Source organism: Pseudomonas asturiensis (genome assembly GCF_900143095.1).
GTDB classification, from domain to species: domain Bacteria; phylum Pseudomonadota; class Gammaproteobacteria; order Pseudomonadales; family Pseudomonadaceae; genus Aquipseudomonas; species Aquipseudomonas asturiensis.
Genome location: NZ_FRDA01000014.1, coordinates 127,157 through 151,278, shown reverse-complemented (window position 1 = coordinate 151,278; position 24,122 = coordinate 127,157). Strand labels below are relative to the sequence as shown.

29 protein-coding genes are annotated in these 24,122 nt (G+C 59.6%); 13 read left to right on the top strand and 16 right to left on the bottom strand.

The genetic code is table 11. The annotated features are described in order from the left end of the window. Positions 1 to 68: 68 nt before the first annotated feature. From BUB69_RS21670 to BUB69_RS21650, 5 genes are all read right to left on the bottom strand, one after another. Positions 69 to 1,235, bottom strand: a complete 1,167-nt coding sequence (locus tag BUB69_RS21670; protein ID WP_073170312.1) for a PQQ-dependent sugar dehydrogenase — start codon at positions 1,233 to 1,235, stop codon at positions 69 to 71. Between the two features lie 62 nt (positions 1,236 to 1,297). Next, the gene (locus BUB69_RS21665) at positions 1,298 to 1,618 is read right to left on the bottom strand and encodes a hypothetical protein (RefSeq protein ID WP_073170311.1); all 321 of its coding nucleotides are present in this window, start codon (positions 1,616 to 1,618) and stop codon (positions 1,298 to 1,300) included. A gap of 171 nt (positions 1,619 to 1,789) precedes the next feature. Continuing rightward, positions 1,790 to 2,995, bottom strand: coding sequence for a GAF domain-containing sensor histidine kinase (locus BUB69_RS21660; protein ID WP_073170323.1), 1,206 nt, complete (start codon positions 2,993 to 2,995; stop codon positions 1,790 to 1,792). A 214-nt stretch (positions 2,996 to 3,209) separates the two neighbouring features. Next, entirely contained in the window at positions 3,210 to 4,385 is a 1,176-nt protein-coding gene (locus tag BUB69_RS21655; protein ID WP_073170310.1) for a PAS domain-containing sensor histidine kinase, read from the bottom strand. After that, positions 4,375 to 5,196 carry an alpha/beta fold hydrolase gene (locus tag BUB69_RS21650; protein WP_073170309.1) on the bottom strand — a complete coding sequence of 274 codons (822 nt, stop codon included), beginning with the start codon at positions 5,194 to 5,196 and terminating at the stop codon, positions 4,375 to 4,377. Before BUB69_RS21650 ends, BUB69_RS21655 begins: the two co-directional genes overlap by 11 nt. Before the next feature lie 149 nt (positions 5,197 to 5,345). On the opposite strand from BUB69_RS21650, the gene BUB69_RS21645 reads away from it, so the two are divergent. Beyond that, positions 5,346 to 6,374, top strand: coding sequence for a diaminopimelate epimerase (locus tag BUB69_RS21645; protein ID WP_073170308.1), 1,029 nt, complete (start codon positions 5,346 to 5,348; stop codon positions 6,372 to 6,374). An 18-nt stretch (positions 6,375 to 6,392) separates the two neighbouring features. Here BUB69_RS21645 and BUB69_RS21640 read toward each other — a convergent pair whose 3' ends face one another. From BUB69_RS21640 to BUB69_RS21625, 4 genes are all read right to left on the bottom strand, one after another. Beyond that, the gene (locus BUB69_RS21640) at positions 6,393 to 6,830 is read right to left on the bottom strand and encodes a nucleoside deaminase (protein WP_073170307.1); all 438 of its coding nucleotides are present in this window, start codon (positions 6,828 to 6,830) and stop codon (positions 6,393 to 6,395) included. A 29-nt stretch (positions 6,831 to 6,859) separates the two neighbouring features. Beyond that, positions 6,860 to 7,357 (bottom strand): hypothetical protein, encoded by a 498-nt coding sequence (locus BUB69_RS21635; RefSeq protein ID WP_073170306.1) that lies wholly within the window; start codon positions 7,355 to 7,357, stop codon positions 6,860 to 6,862. Positions 7,358 to 7,453: 96 nt separating this feature from the next. Continuing rightward, positions 7,454 to 7,981 carry a GNAT family N-acetyltransferase gene (locus BUB69_RS21630; protein ID WP_073170305.1) on the bottom strand — a complete coding sequence of 176 codons (528 nt, stop codon included), beginning with the start codon at positions 7,979 to 7,981 and terminating at the stop codon, positions 7,454 to 7,456. A gap of 7 nt (positions 7,982 to 7,988) precedes the next feature. Beyond that, the gene (locus tag BUB69_RS21625) at positions 7,989 to 9,002 is read right to left on the bottom strand and encodes an ABC transporter substrate-binding protein (RefSeq protein ID WP_073170303.1); all 1,014 of its coding nucleotides are present in this window, start codon (positions 9,000 to 9,002) and stop codon (positions 7,989 to 7,991) included. A 157-nt stretch (positions 9,003 to 9,159) separates the two neighbouring features. Here BUB69_RS21625 and BUB69_RS21620 point away from each other — a divergent pair, with 157 nt between their 5' ends. Beyond that, positions 9,160 to 9,570: a GNAT family N-acetyltransferase gene (locus BUB69_RS21620; protein ID WP_073170302.1), complete on the top strand. Its 411-nt coding sequence runs from the start codon at positions 9,160 to 9,162 to the stop codon at positions 9,568 to 9,570. A 9-nt stretch (positions 9,571 to 9,579) separates the two neighbouring features. On the opposite strand, the gene def is transcribed toward BUB69_RS21620, so the two are convergent. The 3 genes from def to BUB69_RS21605 form a co-directional block, all read right to left on the bottom strand. Further along, the gene (gene def, locus BUB69_RS21615) at positions 9,580 to 10,119 is read right to left on the bottom strand and encodes a peptide deformylase (RefSeq protein ID WP_073170300.1); all 540 of its coding nucleotides are present in this window, start codon (positions 10,117 to 10,119) and stop codon (positions 9,580 to 9,582) included. A gap of 58 nt (positions 10,120 to 10,177) precedes the next feature. Next, positions 10,178 to 11,137, bottom strand: a complete 960-nt coding sequence (locus BUB69_RS21610; RefSeq protein WP_073170298.1) for a YihY/virulence factor BrkB family protein — start codon at positions 11,135 to 11,137, stop codon at positions 10,178 to 10,180. A 227-nt stretch (positions 11,138 to 11,364) separates the two neighbouring features. Further along, a complete protein-coding gene (locus BUB69_RS21605) occupies positions 11,365 to 11,556 on the bottom strand; it encodes a CsbD family protein (protein WP_073170295.1) in 192 nt (63 codons plus the stop codon). Between the two features lie 244 nt (positions 11,557 to 11,800). Between BUB69_RS21605 and BUB69_RS21600 the strand changes: the two genes are divergently transcribed. After that, on the top strand, positions 11,801 to 12,181 hold the full coding sequence (locus BUB69_RS21600) for a hypothetical protein (RefSeq protein ID WP_073170293.1): 381 nt from the start codon (positions 11,801 to 11,803) through the stop codon (positions 12,179 to 12,181). Between the two features lie 118 nt (positions 12,182 to 12,299). Here the strand turns inward: BUB69_RS21600 and BUB69_RS21595 are convergent, their stop codons facing one another. Further along, positions 12,300 to 12,701: a DUF2177 family protein gene (locus BUB69_RS21595; protein ID WP_073170322.1), complete on the bottom strand. Its 402-nt coding sequence runs from the start codon at positions 12,699 to 12,701 to the stop codon at positions 12,300 to 12,302. Positions 12,702 to 12,854: 153 nt separating this feature from the next. On the opposite strand from BUB69_RS21595, the gene BUB69_RS21590 reads away from it, so the two are divergent. Then, on the top strand, positions 12,855 to 13,487 hold the full coding sequence (locus BUB69_RS21590) for a DsbA family oxidoreductase (protein ID WP_073170292.1): 633 nt from the start codon (positions 12,855 to 12,857) through the stop codon (positions 13,485 to 13,487). A 42-nt stretch (positions 13,488 to 13,529) separates the two neighbouring features. On the opposite strand, the gene BUB69_RS21585 is transcribed toward BUB69_RS21590, so the two are convergent. Beyond that, positions 13,530 to 14,366, bottom strand: a complete 837-nt coding sequence (locus BUB69_RS21585) for a CvfB family protein (protein WP_024689143.1) — start codon at positions 14,364 to 14,366, stop codon at positions 13,530 to 13,532. Between the two features lie 313 nt (positions 14,367 to 14,679). Between BUB69_RS21585 and BUB69_RS21580 the strand changes: the two genes are divergently transcribed. The 4 genes from BUB69_RS21580 to BUB69_RS21560 all read left to right on the top strand — a co-directional run bounded on the left by BUB69_RS21580 (position 14,680) and on the right by BUB69_RS21560 (position 17,376). Beyond that, positions 14,680 to 14,868 carry a hypothetical protein gene (locus BUB69_RS21580; RefSeq protein WP_002554403.1) on the top strand — a complete coding sequence of 63 codons (189 nt, stop codon included), beginning with the start codon at positions 14,680 to 14,682 and terminating at the stop codon, positions 14,866 to 14,868. A gap of 166 nt (positions 14,869 to 15,034) precedes the next feature. Then, a complete protein-coding gene (locus tag BUB69_RS21575) occupies positions 15,035 to 15,547 on the top strand; it encodes a hypothetical protein (RefSeq protein ID WP_073170289.1) in 513 nt (170 codons plus the stop codon). Positions 15,548 to 15,694: 147 nt separating this feature from the next. Further along, positions 15,695 to 16,423, top strand: coding sequence for a TorF family putative porin (locus BUB69_RS21565; protein WP_073170287.1), 729 nt, complete (start codon positions 15,695 to 15,697; stop codon positions 16,421 to 16,423). An 80-nt stretch (positions 16,424 to 16,503) separates the two neighbouring features. Continuing rightward, positions 16,504 to 17,376 carry a DUF6279 family lipoprotein gene (locus BUB69_RS21560; protein WP_073170285.1) on the top strand — a complete coding sequence of 291 codons (873 nt, stop codon included), beginning with the start codon at positions 16,504 to 16,506 and terminating at the stop codon, positions 17,374 to 17,376. A 68-nt stretch (positions 17,377 to 17,444) separates the two neighbouring features. On the opposite strand, the gene BUB69_RS21555 is transcribed toward BUB69_RS21560, so the two are convergent. Together BUB69_RS21555 and BUB69_RS21550 are read right to left on the bottom strand one after the other, a co-directional pair. After that, a complete protein-coding gene (locus tag BUB69_RS21555) occupies positions 17,445 to 17,822 on the bottom strand; it encodes a transcriptional regulator (protein ID WP_073170283.1) in 378 nt (125 codons plus the stop codon). Positions 17,823 to 18,223: 401 nt separating this feature from the next. Beyond that, positions 18,224 to 19,564 carry a DEAD/DEAH box helicase gene (locus tag BUB69_RS21550; protein WP_073170321.1) on the bottom strand — a complete coding sequence of 447 codons (1,341 nt, stop codon included), beginning with the start codon at positions 19,562 to 19,564 and terminating at the stop codon, positions 18,224 to 18,226. Positions 19,565 to 19,830: 266 nt separating this feature from the next. Here BUB69_RS21550 and BUB69_RS21545 point away from each other — a divergent pair, with 266 nt between their 5' ends. From BUB69_RS21545 to BUB69_RS21525, 5 genes are read left to right on the top strand one after another with little or no spacing between them, the layout of a single operon-like run. Then, the gene (locus BUB69_RS21545; protein WP_073170281.1) at positions 19,831 to 20,508 is read left to right on the top strand and encodes a thermostable hemolysin; all 678 of its coding nucleotides are present in this window, start codon (positions 19,831 to 19,833) and stop codon (positions 20,506 to 20,508) included. Then, the gene (locus BUB69_RS21540) at positions 20,498 to 21,988 is read left to right on the top strand and encodes an AMP-binding protein (RefSeq protein WP_073170279.1); all 1,491 of its coding nucleotides are present in this window, start codon (positions 20,498 to 20,500) and stop codon (positions 21,986 to 21,988) included. Before BUB69_RS21545 ends, BUB69_RS21540 begins: the two co-directional genes overlap by 11 nt. Beyond that, complete coding sequence (locus BUB69_RS21535) at positions 21,985 to 22,674, top strand: iron-containing redox enzyme family protein (protein WP_073170277.1); 690 nt, start codon at positions 21,985 to 21,987, stop codon at positions 22,672 to 22,674. The genes BUB69_RS21540 and BUB69_RS21535 overlap by 4 nt, the downstream gene beginning before the upstream one ends. Continuing rightward, positions 22,661 to 23,470, top strand: a complete 810-nt coding sequence (locus BUB69_RS21530) for an SDR family oxidoreductase (RefSeq protein WP_073170275.1) — start codon at positions 22,661 to 22,663, stop codon at positions 23,468 to 23,470. Before BUB69_RS21535 ends, BUB69_RS21530 begins: the two co-directional genes overlap by 14 nt. After that, on the top strand, positions 23,467 to 24,114 hold the full coding sequence (locus tag BUB69_RS21525) for a tetratricopeptide repeat protein (RefSeq protein WP_073170274.1): 648 nt from the start codon (positions 23,467 to 23,469) through the stop codon (positions 24,112 to 24,114). The genes BUB69_RS21530 and BUB69_RS21525 overlap by 4 nt, the downstream gene beginning before the upstream one ends. Positions 24,115 to 24,122 lie beyond the last annotated feature (8 nt).

Below are 24,122 nucleotides of genomic sequence, written 5' to 3'. Positions count from 1 at the left end.
TCCACTCAACAAGAAAATTCCCACTGACGGTGGGAATTTTCTTTTTCGTACGTTGTATAACGCGTGACTTATTGCGCCAGTCCCACTTTCAGCAACTGCCCCTTATCGTCATCGGTCAACAGATACAGATAACCATCCGGCCCCTGACGCACATCACGGATACGCTGTTTCATGTCTTTGAGCAGACGTTCTTCATGCACGATCCGGTCGCCTTCGAACTGCAACCGTATCAACTCTTCAGTGGCCAGTGCGCCAATGAACAGGTTGTGATCCCACGCTTTGAAACGGCCATCGTCATAAAAGGTCATTCCGCTGATACCCGGTGACTTTTCCCACACCTGAAACGGCACTTTGGTGCCTTCGACAAACTTACCCTTGGCTTCCGGAATCGGCTCGCCAGAATAGTTGATGCCGTGGGTTGCGAGCGGCCAGCCGTAATTCTGCCCACGCTCGATGATGTTCACTTCATCGCCACCCTTGGGGCCATGCTCATTGGTCCACAGTGTGCCGGACCAGGGGTTGAGGGCCGCGCCCTGCTGGTTGCGATGACCATAGGACCAGATTTCCGGGCGCACGTTTTTCTGACCAACGAAGGGGTTGTCCTTGGGAACGTTGCCATCCGGGAAGATACGTACGACCTTGCCCTGCAGCTTGTCCAGGTCTTGCGCAGTTGCACGCTCGTTGTTTTCGCCCAGTGCGATGAACAGATAGCCGTCGCGATCAAAGACCATCCGTGAGCCAAAGTGGTTACCCAATGACAGCTTGGGTTCCTGGCGGAAAATCACTTCGAAATCTTCAAGCTTCGTCATGTCTGCCGATAGCCGGCCGCGTCCTGCCGCGGTGCCTGCGGTATCGCCTTCGGCGGCAGTTTTGCCGCTGCCTTCGGAGTAGGTCAGGTACACCATTCGGTCTTTGGCGAAGTCCGGCGACAGCACGATATCGAGCAGCCCGCCCTGCTTTCTGGCCCAGACTTGCGGAACACCAGAGAGCGGCGCAGACAACTTGCCGTCCGCCGAAACCCGTCGCAGATTACCCGAGCGTTCGGTGACCAGCATGCCTTTGTTGTCCGGCAGAAACGCCAACGCCCAAGGGTAGTTCAAGCCTTCAACGATCGGGGTGACCGTGACGGTGCCAAGCTCGCTCTTGTATTGCTCGGCAGGGGCGGCACTTACCGACAGTGGCAGGCTCAGGACAGCGGTGGCACACAGTGTCGCAAACAGGGTCTTTCTGAACATGGGCGATTCCTTATGCATGAATTGGATGTCCCGTCGCACGACGGGAACGTGACGTCACTGGATCACTTGGCGCGTTGCGGGTCAGGGGTTTGCGTGGACGGGCGCGACGGCGTCTGACGAGTCGGGTAGCCGTTGCCGATGCCACCGTTTTCCAGCGTCGGCCTGCGCACCGGCGGCGCAATATTGGGCGCTCGCGAGGGCGGTATGCTCGATTCGGTGCCTTGGCGGCTGTTGGGGTTGGCGCGATGGATGGGGCTGTTGTAAGGGTTGCTGCTGGCACCATTGCCTTGCGTGCTGTTAGGCAGGTTCTGCGCCTGAACAGCGCTCACACTCAACATGACGCACAACGCGCCCCAGGCAAATTTTCGTACACGACTGTTCATCACTGGGCTCTCATCGGTTGCCCCGAAGGACGGTGAAGACTCAGGTCTTTGATGACGATAGAGGCTTCAGGTTCGGCCCGGTCACAACGATGAGCAAGCAAAGCGGTCGGAGAGTTTGTAACAAGGATGGTCAGCGCAGCACCGAAACGTCGAGCACGAGCCCGTCGCTCCTTACCGGGCACCTGCAAGCGAGGACACAGAAACCAGCGGCATGCTGAACGTGAAGGTCGTACCGCGCTCGCGCGTCGAAGACACCTCAAGCGTGCCGCCATGGGCCACAGCAATCTGGCTGGCAATGTACAAGCCAAGCCCCAGACCGGCCTGGGGCTCGTCCGTCACTGGGCGTGAATACGGCTGGAACAACTGACTCATCACCGGCTCGGGTATGGGCTCGCCCTGATTGGTCACGCTGAGCAGAAACGAGCCGCCCTCGACCAGCGCCACCACATCGACAGGGCTTGCCGCATCACCATGGCTGATCGCATTGGAAACCAGGTTGGACAGCAATTGCGCAATCCGCTCGTGATCACAGCGGATGAGCTCCAGCGTGCCGATCTGCGAACGGATCTGCCGGGACGGATGCACCCGCCGGATCTCCGAGACCACGTGTTCAAGCGTTGCATCGAGGCCTTGCGCATCATGAATGCTCAACGGGATACCGTGCCCCAGCCGACCTCGCGCGAAATCGAGCACGTCATCCACCAGTTGCGACGCGCGTTTTCCGGAAGTCAGAATGTGCTGCACGATCTGCTGCCCCTTGTCGTCCAGCGGACGCCGCAGCAGCAGTTCAGCGCTGGCATTGATGGCAAACAGCGGGTTGCGCAGGTCATGGCCCAGCACGGCGATGAACTGCTCGCGCAACTCTGACACTTCACGCTCGGCCAGCAGATCGGCCTGCACCTGTTGCATGTCTTTTTCGGCCTCAAGCTGCAGAGCCAGCAGACGTGCAAACGACTCCATCATGGCCAGGATCGGTGTGCCGATCAGTTTGGCAGGATTAGGGTCGAGCGCGCAGATGGTGCCGAAGAACCGGCCATCGCCGAGAAAGATCGGGACGGATATGTAGCTCTGAAAATTATACGTGCGCGGTGTGTGGTGCTCGCAGAATCGCGTGTCCTGAGACACATGGTCGATCACCACAGGCTCATGGGACAGGCTGATTTCATGACAGATCGTACTGCTCAACTCAAGCTCGCCGCCGGCTTGCAGACCAAAATTGAGCTTGTCCAGAACAGCGCAGGCGGTCCACGACGTTTGTGTCACGCGCGCAACCGCAGCGAAGCCGAGACCGGTGGACTCAGTCACGACTTGCAGGATGGCGGGAACCGCACTGATCCGACCTATGGTGGCTACATCGTTAGCAATGGATTGCTGCATGTCCGACCTGTAACCAAACTTTGAAGTGTTGTGCATGACGCAGCATTCTAGACGCGCAGGCTGTTTTGTATATCACCAATCATGAAACCCTTGGGCCAGGCTTCAATCCGGTCCGCAGGTTCCAGACCAGATGCGCAAACAACGAAAGTGCTTCACGCAGAAGCGCACGATAAACCATTCATTTGAATGGCTCCATACGCAGTTACCCACTCATTCAGTCAGCAGGGCGTGAAAAAGTTGCAGTGAACGTCGTGCCGTCTTCAGCCGAAGAGCGAACGCTGATATCACCCATATGAGCCCGGACGATCTCGCGAACAATGAACAGTCCAAGCCCGACGGTACGGGTTTCATCGCCACTGCCTGCTGCGTGGACCATAGGTTCGTACAGGCCATCGATCTTCTGCGCCGGGATCGGCTCGCCTCTGTTGTGCACTGACACCTTGATCACATTCGCTTCGAAAGCGGATGTAACAATAATTTCGCTGTCGGGTGCACCATAAGTCACGGCATTGCTCACCAGATTACCGATCATTTGCAGCAGACGATCCGCATCGGCTGTACAGGCGCCCTGCCCCTCGGTGTGATGAGTGATCACCCGTCCCGGATAAGCCAGACGCTGCTCCTCGACGGCCCTGGCAACGGTGGCATGCAGATCGATCGGTTGGGTGGACAGCGAGATGCCACGACCGACACGGGCATGGGTAAAGTCCAGCAGATCGACAATCATGCGGTCGGCACGATCGGTCGACAGGTGGATGTGGCCCAGAATGCGTTCCTGCCGGGATTCCAGTGCAGTACGGTCCAACAGGCCTGCTGCCATCTTGATCGCCGTCAGCGGGTTGCGCAGGTCATGGCTGACAATGCCGATCATCTGCTCGGCAAAAATGGCCCGTATCTCGGCTTCGGCATGGGCCAGACGCAAGCGGTTACGTGCGGAGGTCAACTCTGTCTGTACGAACATCTGCTGCTGCAGCAACTCTTCGGCCATCTTGCGCGAGGCCAGCAATTCGCGCTCGTACTTGTTGCGCTCCTCGGCCAGAAAGACCGCCAGCTCATGACGCACGCCCTGCGGATGCTCGCGGCGTACGGCATTGAGCATCATCGGTATGGAACGGCCATCGGCATGGGTGATCTCGACTTTCACTTCGGCAATCGAGCCCTGGGTTTGCAGTAAGGGTGCCCAATGGGTCTGCAGAAACACCCTGCCGGCCACATTCAGCAAGTCCTGAAAGCGGCGCCCCGTCAACGCTTCGCGGGTCATGCCCAGCCAGAGGCAGAATGTTTCGTTGACGCGTTCGATGGTGCCATTGGCCTGAGTGACCACCAACCCGCAGGGTGCATGCTCGTAAAGCTGCTCGATGTCGCGTGGTGGTATCGGCTCAATGTCCATGCGCAGAACTCCCGACCGAGTCGAGGAACTGGTTCATGGCGTTGATGCATTCCTGCGGCGCACTCATATGAGGGTAGTGGCCGACGTTGTCGATCATGTAAAGGGTACTGTCCGTAATCGTCGCGTGAAGGTATTCCCCGACCTGAACCGGCACGACCAGATCGTCACTGCTCTGCAGGATCAGCGTCCTGGCCTTGAAACGCGCCACGTCTGCGCGATGGTCGGACAAAAAGGTCACCCGCGCGAACTGCTTGGCGATATCGGCGTTGGTGCGGCAGAAACTGTCGGCCAGCTCTTCGCCCAGCTCAGGACGGTCGGACGCCCCCATCAGGGTCGGCGCCATGGTGCTGGACCAGCCCAGGTAGTTGCTTTCCAGCGTTTCCAGCAAGGAATCGACGTCCGCCCGTGTGAAGCCGCCCACATAATCGCCGTCGTTGAGGTAATGCGGCGACGGGCCAATCATCACGTGGCCGGCAAAACGCCCGGGCGATTGAAGCTCGGCCAGCACCGCGATCATGCCGCTGACAGAATGCCCGACGTGAATGATCGGCCCCGAACCGCCAAATTCATCGGCCAGTTCCAGCAGGTCGGTGGCATACCCCTTGAGCGACGCGTATTTGTGCGGGTAATAGGCCGACGCATCGGATTGCCCGCTGCCAACCAGATCGAACAGCACAACCCTGAAATGCTCGGCAAAATGAGGTGCCATGAAGCGCCACATGTTCTGATCGCAACCAAAACCGTGGGCAAAGATCAGTGTGGTCGGTCCATCACCCATGATCTTGACGTTATTGCGCTGTTGGACCGACATAGAGAACTCCAGAAAAACGACTGTGCATCAGCAGGTCATACGTGCATCAACCGTGATGAGACGAGATTATCATCGTTAGCGGCAAACTAGTGGCACCAACAGTACCTATGATGAATCTCTTGTGAGCGGAAAAAAAGAGCGAAAGCGGTATGAACAGAATTTATGATGCCCGCGGTAACGTCTACGCCGTCGTGACGCCCCGGACACTGCGAGCGATGGGCATACCGGTTCCGGAATCGGTTGAGGCAGCGGCTTCGTTGCGCCGTGAATGGACGGGGCTCGCAGTCCAGCAGGTATGCGGGTATGAAGAGCCGCCGTTGAACGCATCGCAGCCCACTCACAGCACCGATGGGTTGCTGGTCGGCCCCTTTCAGGACGCTGCACCGTTCGACCTGCTGATCGTCAACACCGACGGCACGCTGGCCGAACGCAGCGGCAATGGCCTGACTATCTTTGCCCAGGCGCTGACCGATCAGGGTCTGGTCAGCAACGGGCAGCCTTTCATGCTCAGGGTGCATCACGACAAGACGGACGCTGCTTCCCCTGTCCAGACGCAGGTCCAGCCGACGACAATGGGTGACGATGCAGGTTTCTGGCTCGACCTGGGCCGCCCACAGTTCGGGCCAGAGGCGGTCAGCGCGCAGGGTCCCGGCGTTTCAGAGGCAATGTTCATGGGCGCGCCGGTAAACCGCGTCGACCGGTTGAGCGACATTGATGAGGCGTGGTCCCAAAGCGTTTTTGTGCGCATCGGCAATCCGCATTGCGTGACACTGGTCTGTGCCCCCGAACACCTGCCTTCCTTCGCCCGACTACAGACGCCGGATCTGCATCAGGCGCTGGCCAGGATTGCGTTTTCCGACGGCGACGTGGGACTGGGCGATCCCTGTGCGGCGGGCGTGAACCTGCAGTGGGCGAGCGTGACCGGTCCCGACCGTATCGAGGCGCGTGTGTTCGAACGGGGCGAAGGCGCAACCGCCTCGTCAGGCACCAGCGCAAGCGCCGTAGCCTGTGCCGCCTGGAAAGCCGGAAGGGTTCAGGCAGGCCTTGTGGAAGTGGTCATGCCGGGCGGCACCGCGCCGATCAGGCTGACCGGCGATGAGCATGCCTTGAGCAACGTTGCGCTGTTTGGCGTGGCACGACCCGCAGTCCAGTGCTTATCCAGCCAGACGGGCAAATGAAGCCGCGCAACAGGCGCTTTACTCACCAATGTCCTCATTCCACAGGTCAGGCTTGCTTGCGATGAAGCCCTGCATCATGTGCTCGCAGGTCAAATCATCGAGCACATCGACCTGTACGCCACGTGAGCGCAGCAAGGCTTCCTCACCCATGAAGCTCCGGTTCTCACCGACGATCACCTTGCGGATGCCGTACAGCAGGATTGCGCCGCTGCACATCGCGCAGGGTGACAGGGTCGTATACAGCACCGCCTCGCGATAGACACTGGCAGGATGGCGACCTGCGTTTTCCAGGGCGTCCATCTCGCCATGCTTGATGGCGCTGCCCTCCTGAACCCGGCGATTATGGCCCCGACCGATGATCTTGCCGTCATGGACGATGACTGAACCGATAGGGATTCCACCCTCTTCCAGCCCTTGTCTGGCCTCGTCAATTGCAGCCTGCATGAATGGGTCCATGGTTTGCCTCACTGTTTGTTTGCGTTGGATTAATTCAGGGCCTGTTGAGCATTGCCAAGGGCCTTGCTGACGTAGCGCCCCAGCAGCTCGGAAGAGCTGGACTTCATCTCGGCGCTGACCTGTATGTTACGGGCTCTGAATTTATTCACCACCGACGATGAGCCATCGCCCTGGCTCAGCGAGCGCAACTCATCGGCCGTGAAGGAATGTGCGTAGGCGGCGGCGAGATTACGGTCCCACTCGGTCTGATACGCCGGCTGCAGGCGCTGCAGCTCGGTTTGAACCAGCTCCTGCGCCTCGGTTTTGCCGACCTGATTCACCAGACTGGCGAACGTGGCGGTTCGTGACGCGACCTGATAACCCAGCCAGGCCAGGCCGTCGCCCAGCTTGCGTTCCTGAACGAAAGCGAGCGCCGTATCGTCCACCTCGTCGGCGTGCACCTGCCGGGTGCCGTCAACCAGCAGGCAGGCGATCAGCGCCAGGCCCGTCTTGATTGCGACACACGAGCCCTGCTTGCTTTCACCCATCAGGCCCTCCCAGGCAAACGTCGGTACTTGACGAACTTAACAGCAAACGCAGGCTTTGCCACAGACCACGTCGCATACCGCACACCTGTGCCGCTCTCAGCAATGTCGCGCCTGCCACTGCGCCTGATCGAGGCGATAAATGCGCACCCCGAGGCGATGGTACTGGCTATGCACATAATCGCTGAACCCGGCCTTGAGCAGCACCTTGACCGATGCGGCGTTCTGCGGCTGGACAATGCCGATCACCGATTCAAGCCGCAGGGTTTCAAAACCCTGCCGCAACGTCGCCTGAACCGCTTCGCTGGCAAGGCCTCGTCCCCAGAACGACGGGGCCAGGCGATAGCCGATTTCCACCTCCATCACGCCGTCCACAAGCTCGGCATTCAAACCGCAGAACCCGGCCAACTGGCCTGAAGCGGATTCAACCAACGCCTGCGGACCGTACCCGTCAGCGCTGTAGGCATGCAGGCAGTTGCGCACAAAGTCGCCCGTGGCGCGTTCGCTGAGTACGCCACGCACCGAATAGCGCATCACCTGCCCATCGCCCAGTATCACGGCCAACGCGGGCACATCAGCGAGTTCAAAGTCGCGCAGCATCAGGCGTTCGGTGCGAATCGTACTCATGAGTCCGTCACAGCGCGCTGCTGACCTTCGCGGCCACATCATCCGGCAGCCAGGCCTTCCAGACTTCAGGATGTTGCTTGAGAAAGGCCTGCGCGGCGACGCTCGGGTCAGTGCGTTTTTCAGTCATCTCGGCCAGCGTCTTGTTGAGCAGGTCAATCGGCAGGTCGACTTTCTTGAAGAAACTCACCAGCTCCGGGTGGTGCTCATTGAACGGAGCCGAGACGCCGATGGACAGCTTGGCAGCCAGCGAGGCAGACCCTTTGGGGTTGGTATTGCTGGCATCGGTCAAGGTCTTCCAGGCCTCTTCATTGAATGGCGGCTCCTCAAGCTTGATCAGCTTGTAGCTGCCCAACAGAGGCGTCGGCGACCAGTAATAGAACAACACCGGTTTGCCACGGCGAATGGAAGAAGCAATCTCGGCGTCCAGCGCTGCGCCGGAACCGGTGCGGAAGTTGACGAAGCTGTCATTCAGGCCATAGGCCTTGAGTTTCTGGGTGTTGACGATTTCCGACGTCCAGCCGCTCGGGCTGTTGAGGAAACGTCCTTTGTCCGGGGATTCCGGGTCTTTGAACACATCTTTGTAGCGCGCCAGGTCCTGGACGGTTTTCAGCTCAGGTGCCAGCGGCTTGATGCCCTTGGCGGCGTCGCCTTTGATGACGTACTCGGGCACCCACCAGCCTTCGGTCGCCCCCTTGACGGTATCGCCCAACCCGAACACCTTGCCCTCGGCTTCGGCCTTGACCCACACCGGGCTGCGACCGGTCCATTCTTCGGCGATCACCTGAATGTCGTTCTTGGCCAGCGCGGTTTCCAGACTGACGGTGCTGCCGGGCAAGGTATCGGTCCGGTAGCCATAGCCTTTCTCGACCAGCGTGCGCAGCACTTCGGTGATCAAGCTGCCGCTTTCCCAGGTGAGCGCGCCGAATTTGATGGGTTCGGCCTTGTCCGCAGCCAGCACGGGCTGCGCGAGCAGCCCCAACGCCAGCAGCGAACTGCCCACAAGTCTTGTTATGGATTTCATGATCACCTCAGGGTGCGGATAGCGGACAGGATGTCTGAAACCTATCGACATCGGCTCGGTGTAATAAGTTGTAGTCATATGCCTGACCACACCCTCCACCCTAGCTGTCGCACTGTATGATGCAGCCCGTCTGTTGCACGCCTGTGAGCGGTTTCTCATGCCTGATACACATTTCATGCCTTTGCCCGATGAATGCCGCCCATTGCTGGGCAAGTTTTATCGCCAGCATCAGTCGTCGATGCGTGCGGCGAGCAAGGGCCAGGCCTGGGTGGCAAAGCGGCGGGAAATCATCGGGGCACTGTGCCTGACGCCTGTTGCAGACGGGCACTGGCTGACCAGTCTGTTCGTCGCCCCGCAGTTGCGTGGTCAGGCGGTCGGCAAGCGGCTGATCAACGCGGCGCTCCAGCCGCTGACCGGTCCGGTCTGGCTGTTCTGTGATCCGCAGTTGCTCGCGTTTTATCAACCCTTAGGGTTTGAACCGGCGCAACGTCTGCCACTGCCTCTGGGCGAACGACTGATGCGTTACAGCCGCACCAAGGCCCTGGTGGCCTTGTGCAGGGATGCCTGACGGCAAAGGCTACTCGTCGGCGTTGGGGTCCATGTCGGGAAACATCACGTCCATGAAGCCGAATTTGCTGAAGTCGGTGATGCGTGAAGGGTAGAGACGGCCAATCAGGTGATCGCATTCATGCTGCACGACGCGCGCGTGAAAACCGAAGGCATCGCGCTGGATGGGCTGCCCGTCCGGATCGAAACCTTCGTAACGAATACTCTGAAAACGATTGACCATGCCGCGCAGCCCCGGCACCGAGAGACAGCCTTCCCAGCCCTCTTCCACCGCTGGATACAACGGCGTGATAACCGGATTGATCAAGATGGTCTGCGGTACGGCCTCGGCCTGCGGATAGCGTTCGCTACGCTCGAAGCCGAAGATCACCAACTGCAGATCGACGCCGATCTGCGGCGCCGCCAGGCCGACGCCGCCGACGCTTTCCATGGTTTCGAACATATCGGCAATCAGCGTCTTCAGGTCTTCGCTGCCGAACATTTCTGCAGGCACAGGCGGGGCGATACGCAGCAGGCGTGGGTCGCCCATTTTCAGGATCTTGTGAATCACGAATCAGGCCTCTCAACGTATGGATTGAACACGCGCAAGCGCACGCCGCATAAATAAATCAGGTTTCGTCGGCCTTGGCCAACGGCACGGAATGGTCACGACCCAGGCCCGAGACATGCTGCTTCTCAGTGCCTTCGCCACCGCCATCACCCGCTTCCTTCTCACCCGCTTCCTTGCCTTCGGCAGACATGTGCTCAATGACTGCATTCATCTCAGCGCCGAGCAACAGTACGGCCGCCGAGATGTAGAAATACAGCAGCAACACAATGATCGCGCCGATGCTGCCGTACATGGCGTTGTAGTCCGCGAAGGTTTTGACGTAGAAACCGAATGCCAGCGAAGCGACGATCCACACCACCACGGCCAATACCGAGCCTGGGGTGATGAAACGAAACTCCTGCTTCACGTCAGGCATCACGTAATAGATCAGTGCCACAGCGACCATCAGCAGCAGAATAATTGCAGGCCAGCGCAGGATGGTCCACAGCGTGACGATGAACTCCTCCATGCCGATCTGCGCGGCAATCCAGTTCATCACCTGCGGCCCCAGCACCATGAAGGCTGCCGCAGCGAGCAACATGCCGGCGATACCGACGGTATAGAAAATCGACAATGGGAAGCGCTTCCAGATCGGCCGACCTTCGACCACGTCATAGGCAGCGTTCATGGCGCTCATCATCAGCCGCACACCCGCCGAGGCGGTCCATAACGCGATGAAGATACCAATGGACAGCAAACCACCCTTGGACTGCTGCAACTGGTCGATCACCGGATTGACCTGCTCCAGCGCCTGCGGCGGCAGCACCAGTTCCGATTGCAGGCGCAACCACGAGAAGAAGTCAGGCAGGTGCAGAAAGCCGATCAGTGCGATCAGAAAAAGCAGAAACGGGAACAGGGAAAACAGCATCTGATACGCGAGTGCCGATGCATACGTGGACATCTCGTCGTCGAGAAATTCATTGACGGTGCGTACCAGCACTTTGCCAACCGACAGTTGACGTAAATGGGGGAAAATCATGGCGCTTCCTCTCGCTCCCTTACTGGAACACCTTACAACCTCAAGACCGGGTATCGCTGCAATTATCTGTCAATTCAATGACAAACCTGCACGGGCACCGATGTCACATTGACTTGACGGGCGGTAAAAGGTTTCAGTTTTGCAGAGCAGAATGCATAACGGCCATCCAGAGATGACCGTTATCTGCATTGTTCTTCTCCCGATTTCAGACTCGGGAAAAGCCGGGCTTACGCCTTGTCGACGCCTTTCTTGATGGCATCCTTGGCTTCGCCCTTGGCCTGCTGGCCTTCGCCCTTGAGTTCCTGTGCCTTGCCTTCAGCCCTCAGCTTGGTGTTATCGGTCGCCTTGCCAACTGCCTGCTTGACGTTACCAGCTGCTTCATTCGCCATGCCTTTGATTTTATCGCCAGTGCTGCTCATGGGTGTATCTCCTGGGTCTGAAGACCACATTGAATTCGGATGTCGTACTCGACATAAAGATTGACCCGCGGCGTTTGCGAAGAGTTTCAAGTATTTTTCGAGCCTCGACAGCCGTTCGTCTGCAGTCCGATTCAGCTGCATTTGTCTGGTTCGCAGCGAGCGCCAGGCAGACTTTGTGCGAGAATGCGCGGCACCGTTGCCCGCACAGTCCGGCACGCTGAACAAACCGATTCACAGGAACGTTATGAAACTCGATAAAAAGCTGGCCATTGCACGCAGAAACCAGGAACTGGGCGGCGCGGTGCTGGGCGTCAACAACACCCATTTCGCCGTGCTCGACCACAAGCGCAACATCTGGTGGTTCGACCTGCCCGTCCCGCGCCTGCAAGTTGGTCAGTACGAGTGGCTGCACCTGCTGCTGCACACCCCTGAGACAGACCAGTTGCTGCACCTGAAAGTAACGACCGTGTTCATGCGTGATCACATGGAAGGCCTTGAAGTGCGCAACGCCGACAAGCGCAAACCTACCGTCAGCCTGGAGCTGAGCGCCGACAAGGACTCCTGGCTCAAGGACATGCGCCCCAAGGGCAGCAACCTGAGCTTTGCGGGCTTTTTGCAGGACTGATCACGCAGCAAACGCTGGATTGCGGGGGGCGTGTCGGCGATGGCGTCGTGTCAGTCGCTGATGAACTGCTTGAGAAGCCGAATCGCCGGCAAGCCGGCGATACAGTCGGCGCGGTTTGTCAGCCAAACCGACGCGCCGCCAGATACCCGGCAGTCCCCGCCAGCGCCGACACCACGGTCCCCCAGGCAAGGTCGATCAGCGCCAGTTGCGCGGGCCAGCCCTGCAACGTCGCCCAGTTGGTCAGGTCGTAAGTGCCATAGGCAATCAGCCCCAACAGACCACTGCAGACTGTGGCACGCCCCAGACGTCGCTCCTTGAGGCCCGGTATCACGCCAAATATCACCACGCCTGCGCCATACAGCAGGTAAAACGCGACTGCCGGCCCGATCACCGGCGTCTGCAGCATCAACGGCCCGAGCCATTCGCGATACGTCGGCCCCATCAATACCCCCAGCCAGATTCCATCGAGTATCAGAAACGCCAGCAGCGTCCCCAGGTAGGCCGTGACGATCGTTTTCAGAGGCATTTTCATGGGGCGTCCTTGATAAGTTCGAAGGCAAAGAGCCCCCGTATTGAGGTATGACCGACAAGGACCGGAAAATGATCCTCTGAACGGCAGGACTTTTAAGAGATCACGGGGGTCAGTGTTTACTAGCGTTAAGGAGTCTGGCGAATGAACACTGTGGGTCTTTTTAAAATCGATGTCTGGAGCGACTACGTCTGCCCCTTCTGTTATCTGCAACTGTCGGTGCTGGAACAACTTCAGAAAAGCTATGGCGAACGGCTCGAATTCAACTGGCACGCCTTCGAATTACGTCCCGCCCCGCTCGCCATGCTCGACCCCAATGCCGATTACCTGCGCGCCACCTGGTCACGTTCCGTGCTGCCCATGGCGGACAAACGTCAAGTCGTCATGAAGATGCCTACCGTTCAGCCACGCAGCCGAAAAGTGCTTGAAGCCGCAGCCTTCGCCAAAACGGCGGGGCGTTTTGCAGACTTCCACAAGGGCGCATTCAAGGCTTTTTTTGAAGACGGGGTGGATATCGGCGAAACGCCGAATCTGGTTGAACTGGGCCACACCGTGGGTCTGGACAGGCAGGCGCTGGAGCAGGCGCTGGAAGGCAGCGAGTACGAAAAAGCCGTACTGGATGACCAGACGCTCGCGCAGAAGCTTGGACTGAGGGCCGTACCGGTGGCATTGCTGAGGCGCAGCGACCAGTCGCTGGAGCAGGCCAGGGTCTTCAACGGCACGCTGCCGTTCAATCGTTTGAAGCAGGAAATCGACAAGCTGTCCGCTCGGGCCTGACCCGCGCCGCCATCACGGCTGCGCGGTCAGACTTCATCGCTATCAGACCAGGTCGATGCGATCGGCATGGATCACGATCTGACCCTGCTTGTACAGCGCACCAATGGCTTTCTTGAAGTTGCCCTTGCTGACACCGAACAGGCCGCTGATGACCTGTGGATCGCTCTTGTCACTGACCGGCAACGTGCCATTGTTCTCGCGCAGTTTGGCCAGAATCTTGTTGTTCAGGCTGCTGGCCGCCTCCGCACCGACCGGCTGCAGACTCAGGCTGATGTTGCCATCTGCGCGGATTTCCTTGATGAAACCCTTTTCCTGCTTGCCGGCGCGCATGAACTTGAACACTTCGTTCTTGTGGATCAAGCCCCAGTGCTTGTTGTTGATGATTGCCTTGAAACCCATATCGGTTGCTTCAGCCACCAGCAGATCGACTTCCTGACCCACGCTGTAGTTGGCCGGAGTCTTGTCCAGATAACGATCCAGGCGCGCCGTGGCGGTGATGCGGCGGGTGTGTTTGTCGAGGTAGACATGCACCACACAGTAGTCACCCGCCTGCAGCGTGCGCTTTTCTTCCGAATACGGCAGCAACAGGTCCTTGGGCAAGCCCCAGTCCAGGAACACGCCGATGCTGTTGACCTCGACCACTTTCAGGCTCGCAAACTCGCCCACCTGAACCTTGGGTTTTTCAGTGGTGGCGATCAGCTTGTCTTCGCTGTCCAGGTAGATGAACACGTTGAGCCAGTCTTCGTCTTCGCTCGGCACATCCTTGGGGATGTAACGATTGGGCAGAAGAATCTCGCCATCCTGCGCCCCGTCCAGGTACAGACCGAAATTAGTGTGCTTGACCACTTGCAAGCTGTTGTAGCGCCCGATTAAAGCCATGTGCAGATTACCCTCATTGCGTGGGGCGCATTCTACCCGACTTTGCGTCGGCATTCGCGGTGCAAGATGGCAGGCGTGCAGCCCCCTGACGGGCCCCGCTCGTCGGCCGGGCACACCCGCCGACAGGTCGAAGATTGATCAGCGGTGTACCGCGACTTACTGACTTTCCAGTCAAAACAGTCGGTTAGCGGCTCTGATCGGTACGATGAGGCGCATTGACGCTTGCGGGCGCGTCATGCGGTTAACGTATTGGCCAAGCAATGGGCAAGCGTTTCCTGTACGATGGCTGGCCGTATTACGTTTATGAAGGTAAATGGCAGCCATGCGTATCAAAGCATCCCACTCGAAAGCCAAGCCCGCACCAGCCGTTGAAACGAGCGACTCGATCAACGCACAGATTGCGGCCTTCCTGAAGTCCGGCGGCGAAATCCAGCAAATCGCCAAAGGCGTGAGTGGCCAGACTTTCGCACCGTCCAAGCAGATCAACCTCGGCAAGAAGTAATCCCCCGCTTCGCCCGTCGATCTCTATGCGCCTTGACGCTCAAGGCGCTAGATTGAACACCCTCTCTGGATATTCCTCCCGCCACGCTGCTACTCTCTTGCTTGATATCACTATGACCACGAGCCGGATCATGCTCGGGTAGCTGTCTCATTTGCGGAATGCTCGAATGAAGAACTGGATGCTTTTCGGCGCACTTGTGTACCTGGGTGGTTGCGCCTCGCATCATTGCGAGAACGGCCCCAATGACAGTCAGCTCACCGACAGCCCCTGCCGGGCCGGGCATCTGCTGTATCAGAACGACATGCTGCAGGCCAAGCTGCTGATCAGTGAAGACAACCGTGAGAACTACGAACTGGCCGAAGCCATGCTGCGCCGTGCCGCACTGGACGACGCGTCCGGTGAAGCCGAGTTTTATCAGGCGGTTCTGCTGATCCGCCAACAGGCCGACCAAAAACAGATTGTCGATCTCTTGCAGACCGCCGCCAGGCACAAGCATCCGCTGGCCATCGCCCTGCTCTCGCAGCAGCTGAGCATCAGCGACCCGACACTCTCTGAACGCTACCAGAAAGAGTACGCCGAACTGGACGTCGCCAAGAGTGGCTACCCGTCCTTCGAGCAGGCGCTGGTGGTGATCCGCGGCCTGGTCATCCCACCGGCCCAGGCGACTGCGGCCAACTGACACACTGCAAATCGACGAACGGTCCACTGCACGGCGATTTCACCGGTATCCTTGCGAGGCTCTAGCACGCGGCTTGTGTCGGGCTCCTGAGCCATTTTTCGATACGCCATTCCTGACCACACTCCTCGACACATTAAGGAGTGAGCCATGCTCAGCCATCGCTTACACGCGTTGACCTTCAGCGCCCTGTTCGTCTGCCAGTCTGCTTCTGCCCAGGTTCTGGAGCGGGATCTGGGCGACTTCGACCTGAAACTGGCCACCACCCCCACGCGCAGCATGGCGCAGGGCCTGGTGACGCCCAGCGGCGGCTCAGGGTCTTTCCATGGCGGGATGGACCTTACCCATGAAAGCGGCTTTTATTTTGGCCAGTGGGCCCCGAACATGGGGTTTACGTCCGACAGCACGCTGGAAGTCGATTCCTACATGGGCTTCAAGAAACCCTTCGATAACACGCTGGGCTACGAGCTGGGGATGATTCGCTACAGCTATCCCGACACCAGTCAGATCGACAGTCACGAGTTCTATGCCGGGCTACGCATGGAGAACAGTCGGGTCGGCGCAGCCTTCAGCAACGATGTGGGCTCACGCGACAGCACAGTGTTCATCGACCTGGGCGCCATCGAGCGGCTGGGCGTGGGCGTACGCATGCAGTACGCCAACCACCAGTTCGACACGCCACAGACCGCCGCCGATGGCGGGCAGATCAGCGGCTTCAATGACTGGTCACTGAATCTGTCACGGCCCTGGCTGGGCATCGACATGAATCTGATCTACAGCGGATCGAGCCTCAGCGGCGGCGATTGCAGCGTCTACAGCGGTCACAACGCACGCTGTGATGGAACGTTCACCCTGAAGGCCGTACGTTCGTTCTTCTGACACAACAACCCGGTTGAACCACCGCGCGTTACACTCCTCTACTGCACAGAACCTGTGCAGTCAGTACCCAAGGAGTGGTCATGCAGTCTTTGTTCAAAGCCTTCAGTACGATGTTGATGGCCGTTTTGCTGCTCACTGGATGCAATCAGGTGGGGCTGGCGTATCGCAATCTGGATGTGATCATTCCGTGGACGCTCAGCGACTACCTGGACATGAGTTCCGATCAGAAAAGCTGGCTCGATGTGCGCCTCAAACAGCACCTGAGCTGGCACTGCAGCACGCAACTTCCCGAATACCTGACCTGGCTGGACAAGCTGGAAGAGATGGTGAAGAGCGATCAGGTGACCTACGAGGGCCTGCAAGCACGCACCAATGAAGCCAAGCAGGCCATCGCCACCATCTCCCGCGAGATCACGCCGTCGGCCGTCGAACTGCTGGCCCGGTTCGATGACAAGCAGGTCCAGGAAATGCAGAACGCATTTGCCAAGGACCAGCGCAAGCGCGAGAACAAATACCTCGACCAGCCCCTTGAACGCCAGATTGCCGAGCGCGCCGACCGCATGGAAAAGCGCCTGACGCCATGGATCGGCAAACTGAATCAGCCCCAGAAGGACCGGATACAAGCCTGGTCGGCGTCACTGGGTGAACAGAACAAGGCCTGGATCGAGAACCGCACACGCTGGCAGAACCTGTTTCTGGCCGCCGTGCAACAGCGCCAATCCAGCGACTTTGCGCAACGTATTGGCGCGCTGTTGCAGGATCGGGAAACCTTCTGGACGCCGGAATATCGCAAGGCATACGACCAGACCGAAAAGGCCGCCATATCGTTGATCGTCGATGTCACCGCGCAAAGCACTCAGGAGCAACGCGACCGCTTGCTGAGCCGTATCGCAGACATGCGCAAGGACTTTACCGACCTGAACTGCCTGAAGTCCGCGGGCGCGGCCCGATAGACCGACGGAGGTAGCTGCCTGCGCAATGAAACGCGCCGCCAGCCAGGCGGCGCGTTAACAGGGTTGAGTCAGGCCACCTGCGGCTTTGACGCCACTTCGTCGAAGGTTGCCGGGTCCAGACCGTCTTCCTGCCTGCCGAGCACCTCGCGCGGATGGTCGTTACCGGGAATGCTGCTGTCGATCAACGCCAGCAGGCTTGATCCACGTGGGGTCAGGATGAACCCGGAACGCCCGCCATCCTCTTCTGCCAGACGCGACTGGATGAAACCACGATTGGTCAACAGCTCCTTGAGCTGAGCGGCTTCGGCCTCGAGTTTTCCCGGATCAGCAACGGTTTCCCCCTCTGAAGCCCGGGTGGTGGTGTACTCCTGCGCGTCAAACGAATCGCCACCGCTGTTCTGCACTTCATGAAGCAGACGTTCGATAAGGTCCCAGTTGTAAGTCATTGTCAAACCCTCCGTTCTGCATGGATGAATGGCTCATGACATCCAGTCACAAGCGTATGTCTCAACGTTGTGACCTGCCGGGTGTGTAGCCGTTCAGCCGGGGTGCCGAGTTGCGGGACCGGACGCCTCCCACACGTTTCTGTGCTCCAGAGCTCCCATGCGGGATGCGCGGTCATCAATGTGGGATGCGGACTTGTCCGCGAAGGCAGTGTGTCAGGCGCTACATCTGGGCTGGATGTACTCGGACAAACAGAGCGACACCCGATCCACTCCTACGTCGAAATGATTGTGGGAGACGCTTGCCGGCGATGACGTCAGGTCAGACGCTGAAGGGTCGTCTGACAGGTCGCATCGCCGGCAAGCCGCCTCCCACACGTTTCGGTGCTTCAGGTGTCAGGAAATCACTCAGCCGCAGGTGCCGGTGTGCTGCGTTTTTTCAGGGGTGCCATGCCGTCCTGGCTGACCAGATCGGACTTGGGACGGTTGGCGGTCTTGCGCTTGGTAGGGCCTTTGGCGGCGACTTTTTTCTTGTCGCCCCCTTTGGCGTCGGTCTTTTTCTTCTTCACGCCAACGGCCTTGCCCGAGGCCTTGACCTTCTTCGGCCCGCCGTAAGTGCCTTTGACTTCCTTGATGACACGGCGCTCGAAGCTCTGCTTGAGGTAGCGCTCGATGCTGGACATCAGGTTCCAGTCGCCATGGCAGATCAGCGAGATCGCCAGACCATCGCTGCCGGCACGACCGGTACGGCCCACACGGTGCACGTAGTCGTCGCCGCTGCGTGGCATGTCGAAGTTGATGACCATGTCCAGGCCTTCAACGTCCAGACCACGGGCTGCCACATCAGTGGCGACCATGACCTTGGCGCCGCCCTGCTTCAGACGGTCGATGGCTGCCTTGCGGTCCTTCTGGTCCTTGTCACCGTGCAGCACGAACGCCTTGTATTCCAGCGCAACCAGACGGCCATACAGACGGTCGGCCATGGCTTTGGTGTTGGTGAAGATAATGGCTTTCTGGTAGGTCTCGTTGGTCAGCAACCAGTTCAGGACCTGCTCTTTGTGTACGTTATGGTCAGCGGTGATGATCTGGTGGCGCGTGCCGGAAGCCAGTTCACTGACGTTGTTGAGCTGCAGGTGCTGTGGATCCTTCAGCACCTTGCCGATCATTTCACGCAGGCCCGCACCACCGGTGGTAGCGGAGAACAGCATGGTCTGCTCGCGACTGGCACATTCGCCCGCCAGACGCTCGACGTCTTCGGAGAAGCCCATGTCCAGCATGCGGTCAGCTTCGTCCAGCACCAGCACTTCAACGTGCTTGAGGTCCAGATTGCCCGCGTTGAGTTGTTCAAGCAGGCGGCCCGGCGTGCCGATCAGGATATCCGGCACCTTGCGCAGCATGGCGGCCTGGGCCTTAAAGTCTTCACCACCAGTGACCAGACCTGCCTTGACGAAGGTGAACTGCGAAAAGCGCTCGACTTCTTTCAGCGTCTGCTGAGCCAGCTCGCGGGTCGGCAGCAGGATCACGGCGCGGATGTCCACACGAACCTTGGCCGGGCCGATCAGGCGATTGAGGATCGGCAGTACGAAGGCGGCTGTCTTGCCGCTACCGGTCTGCGCAGTCACCCGCAGGTCGCGCCCTTGCAATGCCAGCGGAATGGCCGCTGCCTGCACGGGCGTAGGCTCGACAAATTTAAGCTCGGCCACAGCTTTAAGCAGGCGTTCGTGCAGGGCGAATTCGGAAAACACGGGTGCTACCTCGACGAAAAACAAAAATACAGCTGCATAGCGTAACGGTTTCGAGCGCCGGGGCCGAGTTTCTTTACCACCAACGGCTGATTTTGTTTGCCAGGGCACGGCCCATACCCCGCCGCAACGTCAAGACAAACGCTGGCGGCACGCGGCATGTGGAGGGTTTTTGGACGCACGTACGAAATTTTTTTCACCTTCAGATTCCGTTAAGAAACCAACTCGATACTCCCCCTCACTCGCTGACCGGGGGAGGAACCTCACCAATGCCTGATATCGACTGGAACATTTGCCTGCCGCTGCACTTCGGCAATCCCGACGCTGCACCCTTGACCCTTTCCCGTGCAGCGACTGACGACCCTCAGCGCCCTGCCTGCGAAGCCTTTATTCAGACCCGTTTCCAGAAAGCCCACAACGCCGACGTTCGGCACTTCATGCCTGAACTGTTCGGGCTCAGCGACGGCAGCGGAACACTGTGCGCCGTGGCCGGTGCTCGCCTGGCAGCCAGCGGGGCATTGTTTCTGGAGCGGTATCTGGATGAGCCCATCGAGCAGCAGGTCCGTGTGGCCGCAGGGCGTCCGGTCGAGCGGCAGGCCATTGTCGAAGTCGGCAACCTGGCCGCCAGCTCGCTGGGCAGCGCACGGCTGAGCATCATCACCGTGACCTGGCTGCTGGCGGTATGCGGACTTGAGTGGGTGGCGTTTACCGGCAATACCGCGCTGGTCAACAGTTTCAACAGGCTGGGCCTGTGCCCGGTCACACTGGGCCCGGCCGATCCGCTGCGCCTGGGTGACGAACGCCACGCGTGGGGCAATTACTACCAGACCCAGCCCAGCGTGCATGTCGGCGACATCGGCGCGGGCTTTCGGCACCTGAGTCATACCGGTGTGTTCGAGCGCTTCGGCCTGCCGCTGACGCTGGAGGAGCGGTGCCATGTCGCATGAACGTGAAGTGTTCTGGAAGAGACTGGAAAGGTTCGCCCACGAACAGCCCGAACAGATAGCACTTAGAGGTGACACGGAAGACGTGGGTTACGGCGCACTGCTCGTCGAGATCCAGCAGCGCCGTCAACAGCTGCAACAGGCTGGCACCCGCGTCGTGGCCCTGCTGCTGGGCAACAGTCCTGACGCCTTGCTGTGGGACCTGGCGATTCTGTTCGAAGGCTTGAGCTGCGTGGCACTGCCACCGTTTTTCAGCGCCAGCCAGCAATTGCACTGCCTGGAGCAGAGCCAGGCCGACCTGGTCATCGCAGACCCCGCGCATCATGCGCAACTTCAGGCAGCGCATTACCAGGCTCACGCTGAAACCGGCACGCTGTTCTGGCGTCGCGCCTTCAGCGCAGAGTCGAAGATGCCGCCAGGCACTGCCAAATTGACATTCACATCGGGCACGACCGGCACGCCCAAAGGCGTATGCCTGAGCGCCGACAGTGTCCTGACCGTTGCCCGCGAGCTGTTCGAAGCCAGCCGCCCGTTGCAGCCGACGCATCACCTGACGCTGTTGCCGTTGGCAGTCCTGCTGGAAAATATCGGGGGTTACGCCGCGCTGTATGCAGGCGCGAGGGTCAGCCTGCCGAGTCAGCAGACGCTGGGCATTCAAGGCGCCAGCGGTATCGATACCCAGCGCCTGCTGACGTGCCTGAATCAGCAGCGCGCCGACAGCATGATTCTGGTCCCGCAACTGCTGCTGTTGTTGGTCACGGCCTGCGAGATGGGCGTATTCGATGCCTCGACGCTACGCTTCGTGGCCGTCGGCGGAGCGCGTGTCAGTCGCGAACTGTTGGTGCGTGCGCAGGCGGCGGGCCTTCCGGTTTTCGAAGGCTATGGCCTGTCGGAGTGCGCCTCGGTCGTAGCGCTGAATCGTCCTGGCCTGCAGCGCATCGGCAGTGTCGGCAAGCCACTGCCCCATGTTCAGGTACGTCTGGCCGACGATGGCGAAGTGCTGATCGGCAAGGTCCCCATGCTGGGCTATCTGGGTGATCCGGAGCCTGCCGATGCGTGGTGGCCGACCGGCGATCTGGGGGAATTCGACGCCGACGGCTATCTGTACCTCAAGGGCCGAAAGAAACATCAGTTCGTCACCAGTTTCGGACGCAACGTCAACCCGGAATGGGTCGAGGCCGAACTCACCCAAAGCGGACGTATCGCCCAGGCGTTCGTCTACGGCGAGGCCATGGCGCACAACCATGCGCTGCTCTGGGCGCGCCCGGAGCTGACCGACCTTCAACTCGCCGACGCCGTGGCCCAGGCTAACCAGCAACTTCCGGATTACGCCCGCGTGCGTGACTGGACCCGGCTCACACAGCCATTCAGCCCGGCCAACGGTCTGGCCACTGCCAATGGTCGGCCACGTCGCGACGCCATCCTGGAGCACTACCGCTCCCTGTTTATTTTGTCGAACCCTGCCGAAGGTATTTCATCATGAGTTTTTTCCAGACCCTGCAAGACGCCACCCAGCAAGAGCGTGACACCCTGTTCAACCAGCCAATCATTCGCCAGGCATTAAAGGGCCAGGTCAGCCTGGAGAGCTACCGGGCCTTTCTGTCACAGGCCTATTACCACGTACGCCACACCGTGCCGCTGATGATGGCCTGTGGCGCGCGCCTGCCGAGCCGACTTGAATGGCTGCGCGCTGCGGTGTGCGAGTACATCGAGGACGAATACGGTCACGAGCAGTGGATTCTCAACGACCTCAGCGCCTGCGGTGGTGATGCACATGCCGTACGCGATGGATTGCCGGGAACCCCCATCGAACTGATGGTGGCGTATCTCTACGACCTGATCGCACGTGGCAATCCGGTGGGCCTGTTTGGCATGGTCAATGTGCTGGAAGGCACCAGCATCGCGCTGGCGACCCATGCCGCCGACAGCATCCGCGAACACCTGGAACTGCCTGCCACGGCGTTCAGCTACCTGAGTTCCCATGGCAGCCTGGACATCGGTCATATGGAAACCTTTCGCATGCTGATGGACCGTATCGACGACCCGCAGGATCAGGCGGCCGTCATCCATGCCTCGAAAATCGTGTATCGCCTGTACACCGACATGTTCCGCGAACTGCCCGGCATGCTGACTCAGAACCATAAGGAAACCGCTCATGCGACTGTCTGACGCCCGCGTTGTATTGACCGGTGCCAGCGGCGGTATCGGCCTGGCGATTGCCGAAGCGTTGTGCAGCCATGGCGCACAGGTTCTGGCAGTGTCACGTCACGAACAACCCTTGCGCCCCCTGCTCGCCCGATACCCACACACCCTGCACTGGGTCGAAGCCGATCTGTGCAGCGAGGAAGGCCGTCGACGCGTCGTGACAAAAGCGCAGGCCCTGCAGGGCGTCAATCTGCTCATCAACGCGGCAGGCACCAACCACTTCGCGATGCTGGATCAGCTTTCATCCAGCGATATCGACGCTATGCTGACGATCAACCTGCACGCGCCGATTCAGTTGACGGGCGCGATGCTGCCTCTGCTCAGACAGGCCGAACAGGCCATGGTGGTGAATGTCGGCTCGACTTACGGTTCCATCGGCCACGCGGGCTACGCGACCTACTGCGCGAGCAAATTTGCCCTGCGCGGTTTTTCCGAAGCGTTGCGCCGCGAGCTGGCAGACACGCGTGTCAGCGTCCTGTACGTTGCACCCAGAGCGACGCGTACCACGATGAACAGCCCGGCAGCGCAGGCATTGAACGAGGCGCTGAAATCCGGTGTCGATGATCCGGCACACGTGGCGCAAGCCGTGGTGCATGCCATTGCCGGAGATCGGCGCGACCTGTACCTGGGTTGGCCGGAACGTTTTTTCGTACGGCTCAACAGCATTTTGCCCACGCTGGTCGACCGCGGCCTGCGTAAACACCTACCCTTGATTCGTCGTCTGAGCAGCACTCACCCGCAAGAGAAACAGACCTTATGAAAAGAATCGTGTTGGCCTTCGTCGGCCTGATCAGCCTGCCCGTCTGGGCTGCCCTGGATGCCCCTGACCAGCAACGCCTGAATACCATCCAGCAGGACTGGAGGCGGATTCAGTACGACCTGCCCAAGGACCAGCGTGCCGCCGCCTTCGAAAAACTGGCGACGCAATCGACCGCCTTCGTCAAGGATCGCCCGGCAGCGGCCGAAGCCTGGATCTGGTCCGGGATCGTCAACAGCAGTTGGGCCAGCGCCCAGGGCCCGGGCCTCGGCGCACTGGAAAAGGCCAAGCTGGCCAAGGCTGATCTGGAAAAAGCCTTGAGCATCGACCCTACCGCCCTGCAAGGCTCGGCCTACACCAGCCTGGCAGTGCTTTACGACCGCGTGCCGGGCTGGCCGCTGGCGTTTGGCGATTCGGACAAGGCCGGTCAACTGCTTCAGCAAGCGTTGAAAATCAACCCCGACGGCATCGACCCGCTCTACTTCTGGGGTGATCACCAGTACCGCCAGGGCAAGTACGCTGAAGCCCGCGATGCCCTGAACAAAGCCTTGAAGGCGCCGCCGCGACCTGGCCGCGAGCTGGCCGATGCATCGCGCAAAAAAGACATTCAGACCTTGCTGGTCGATGTGAACAAGAAGCTCGACTGACGGAGCCA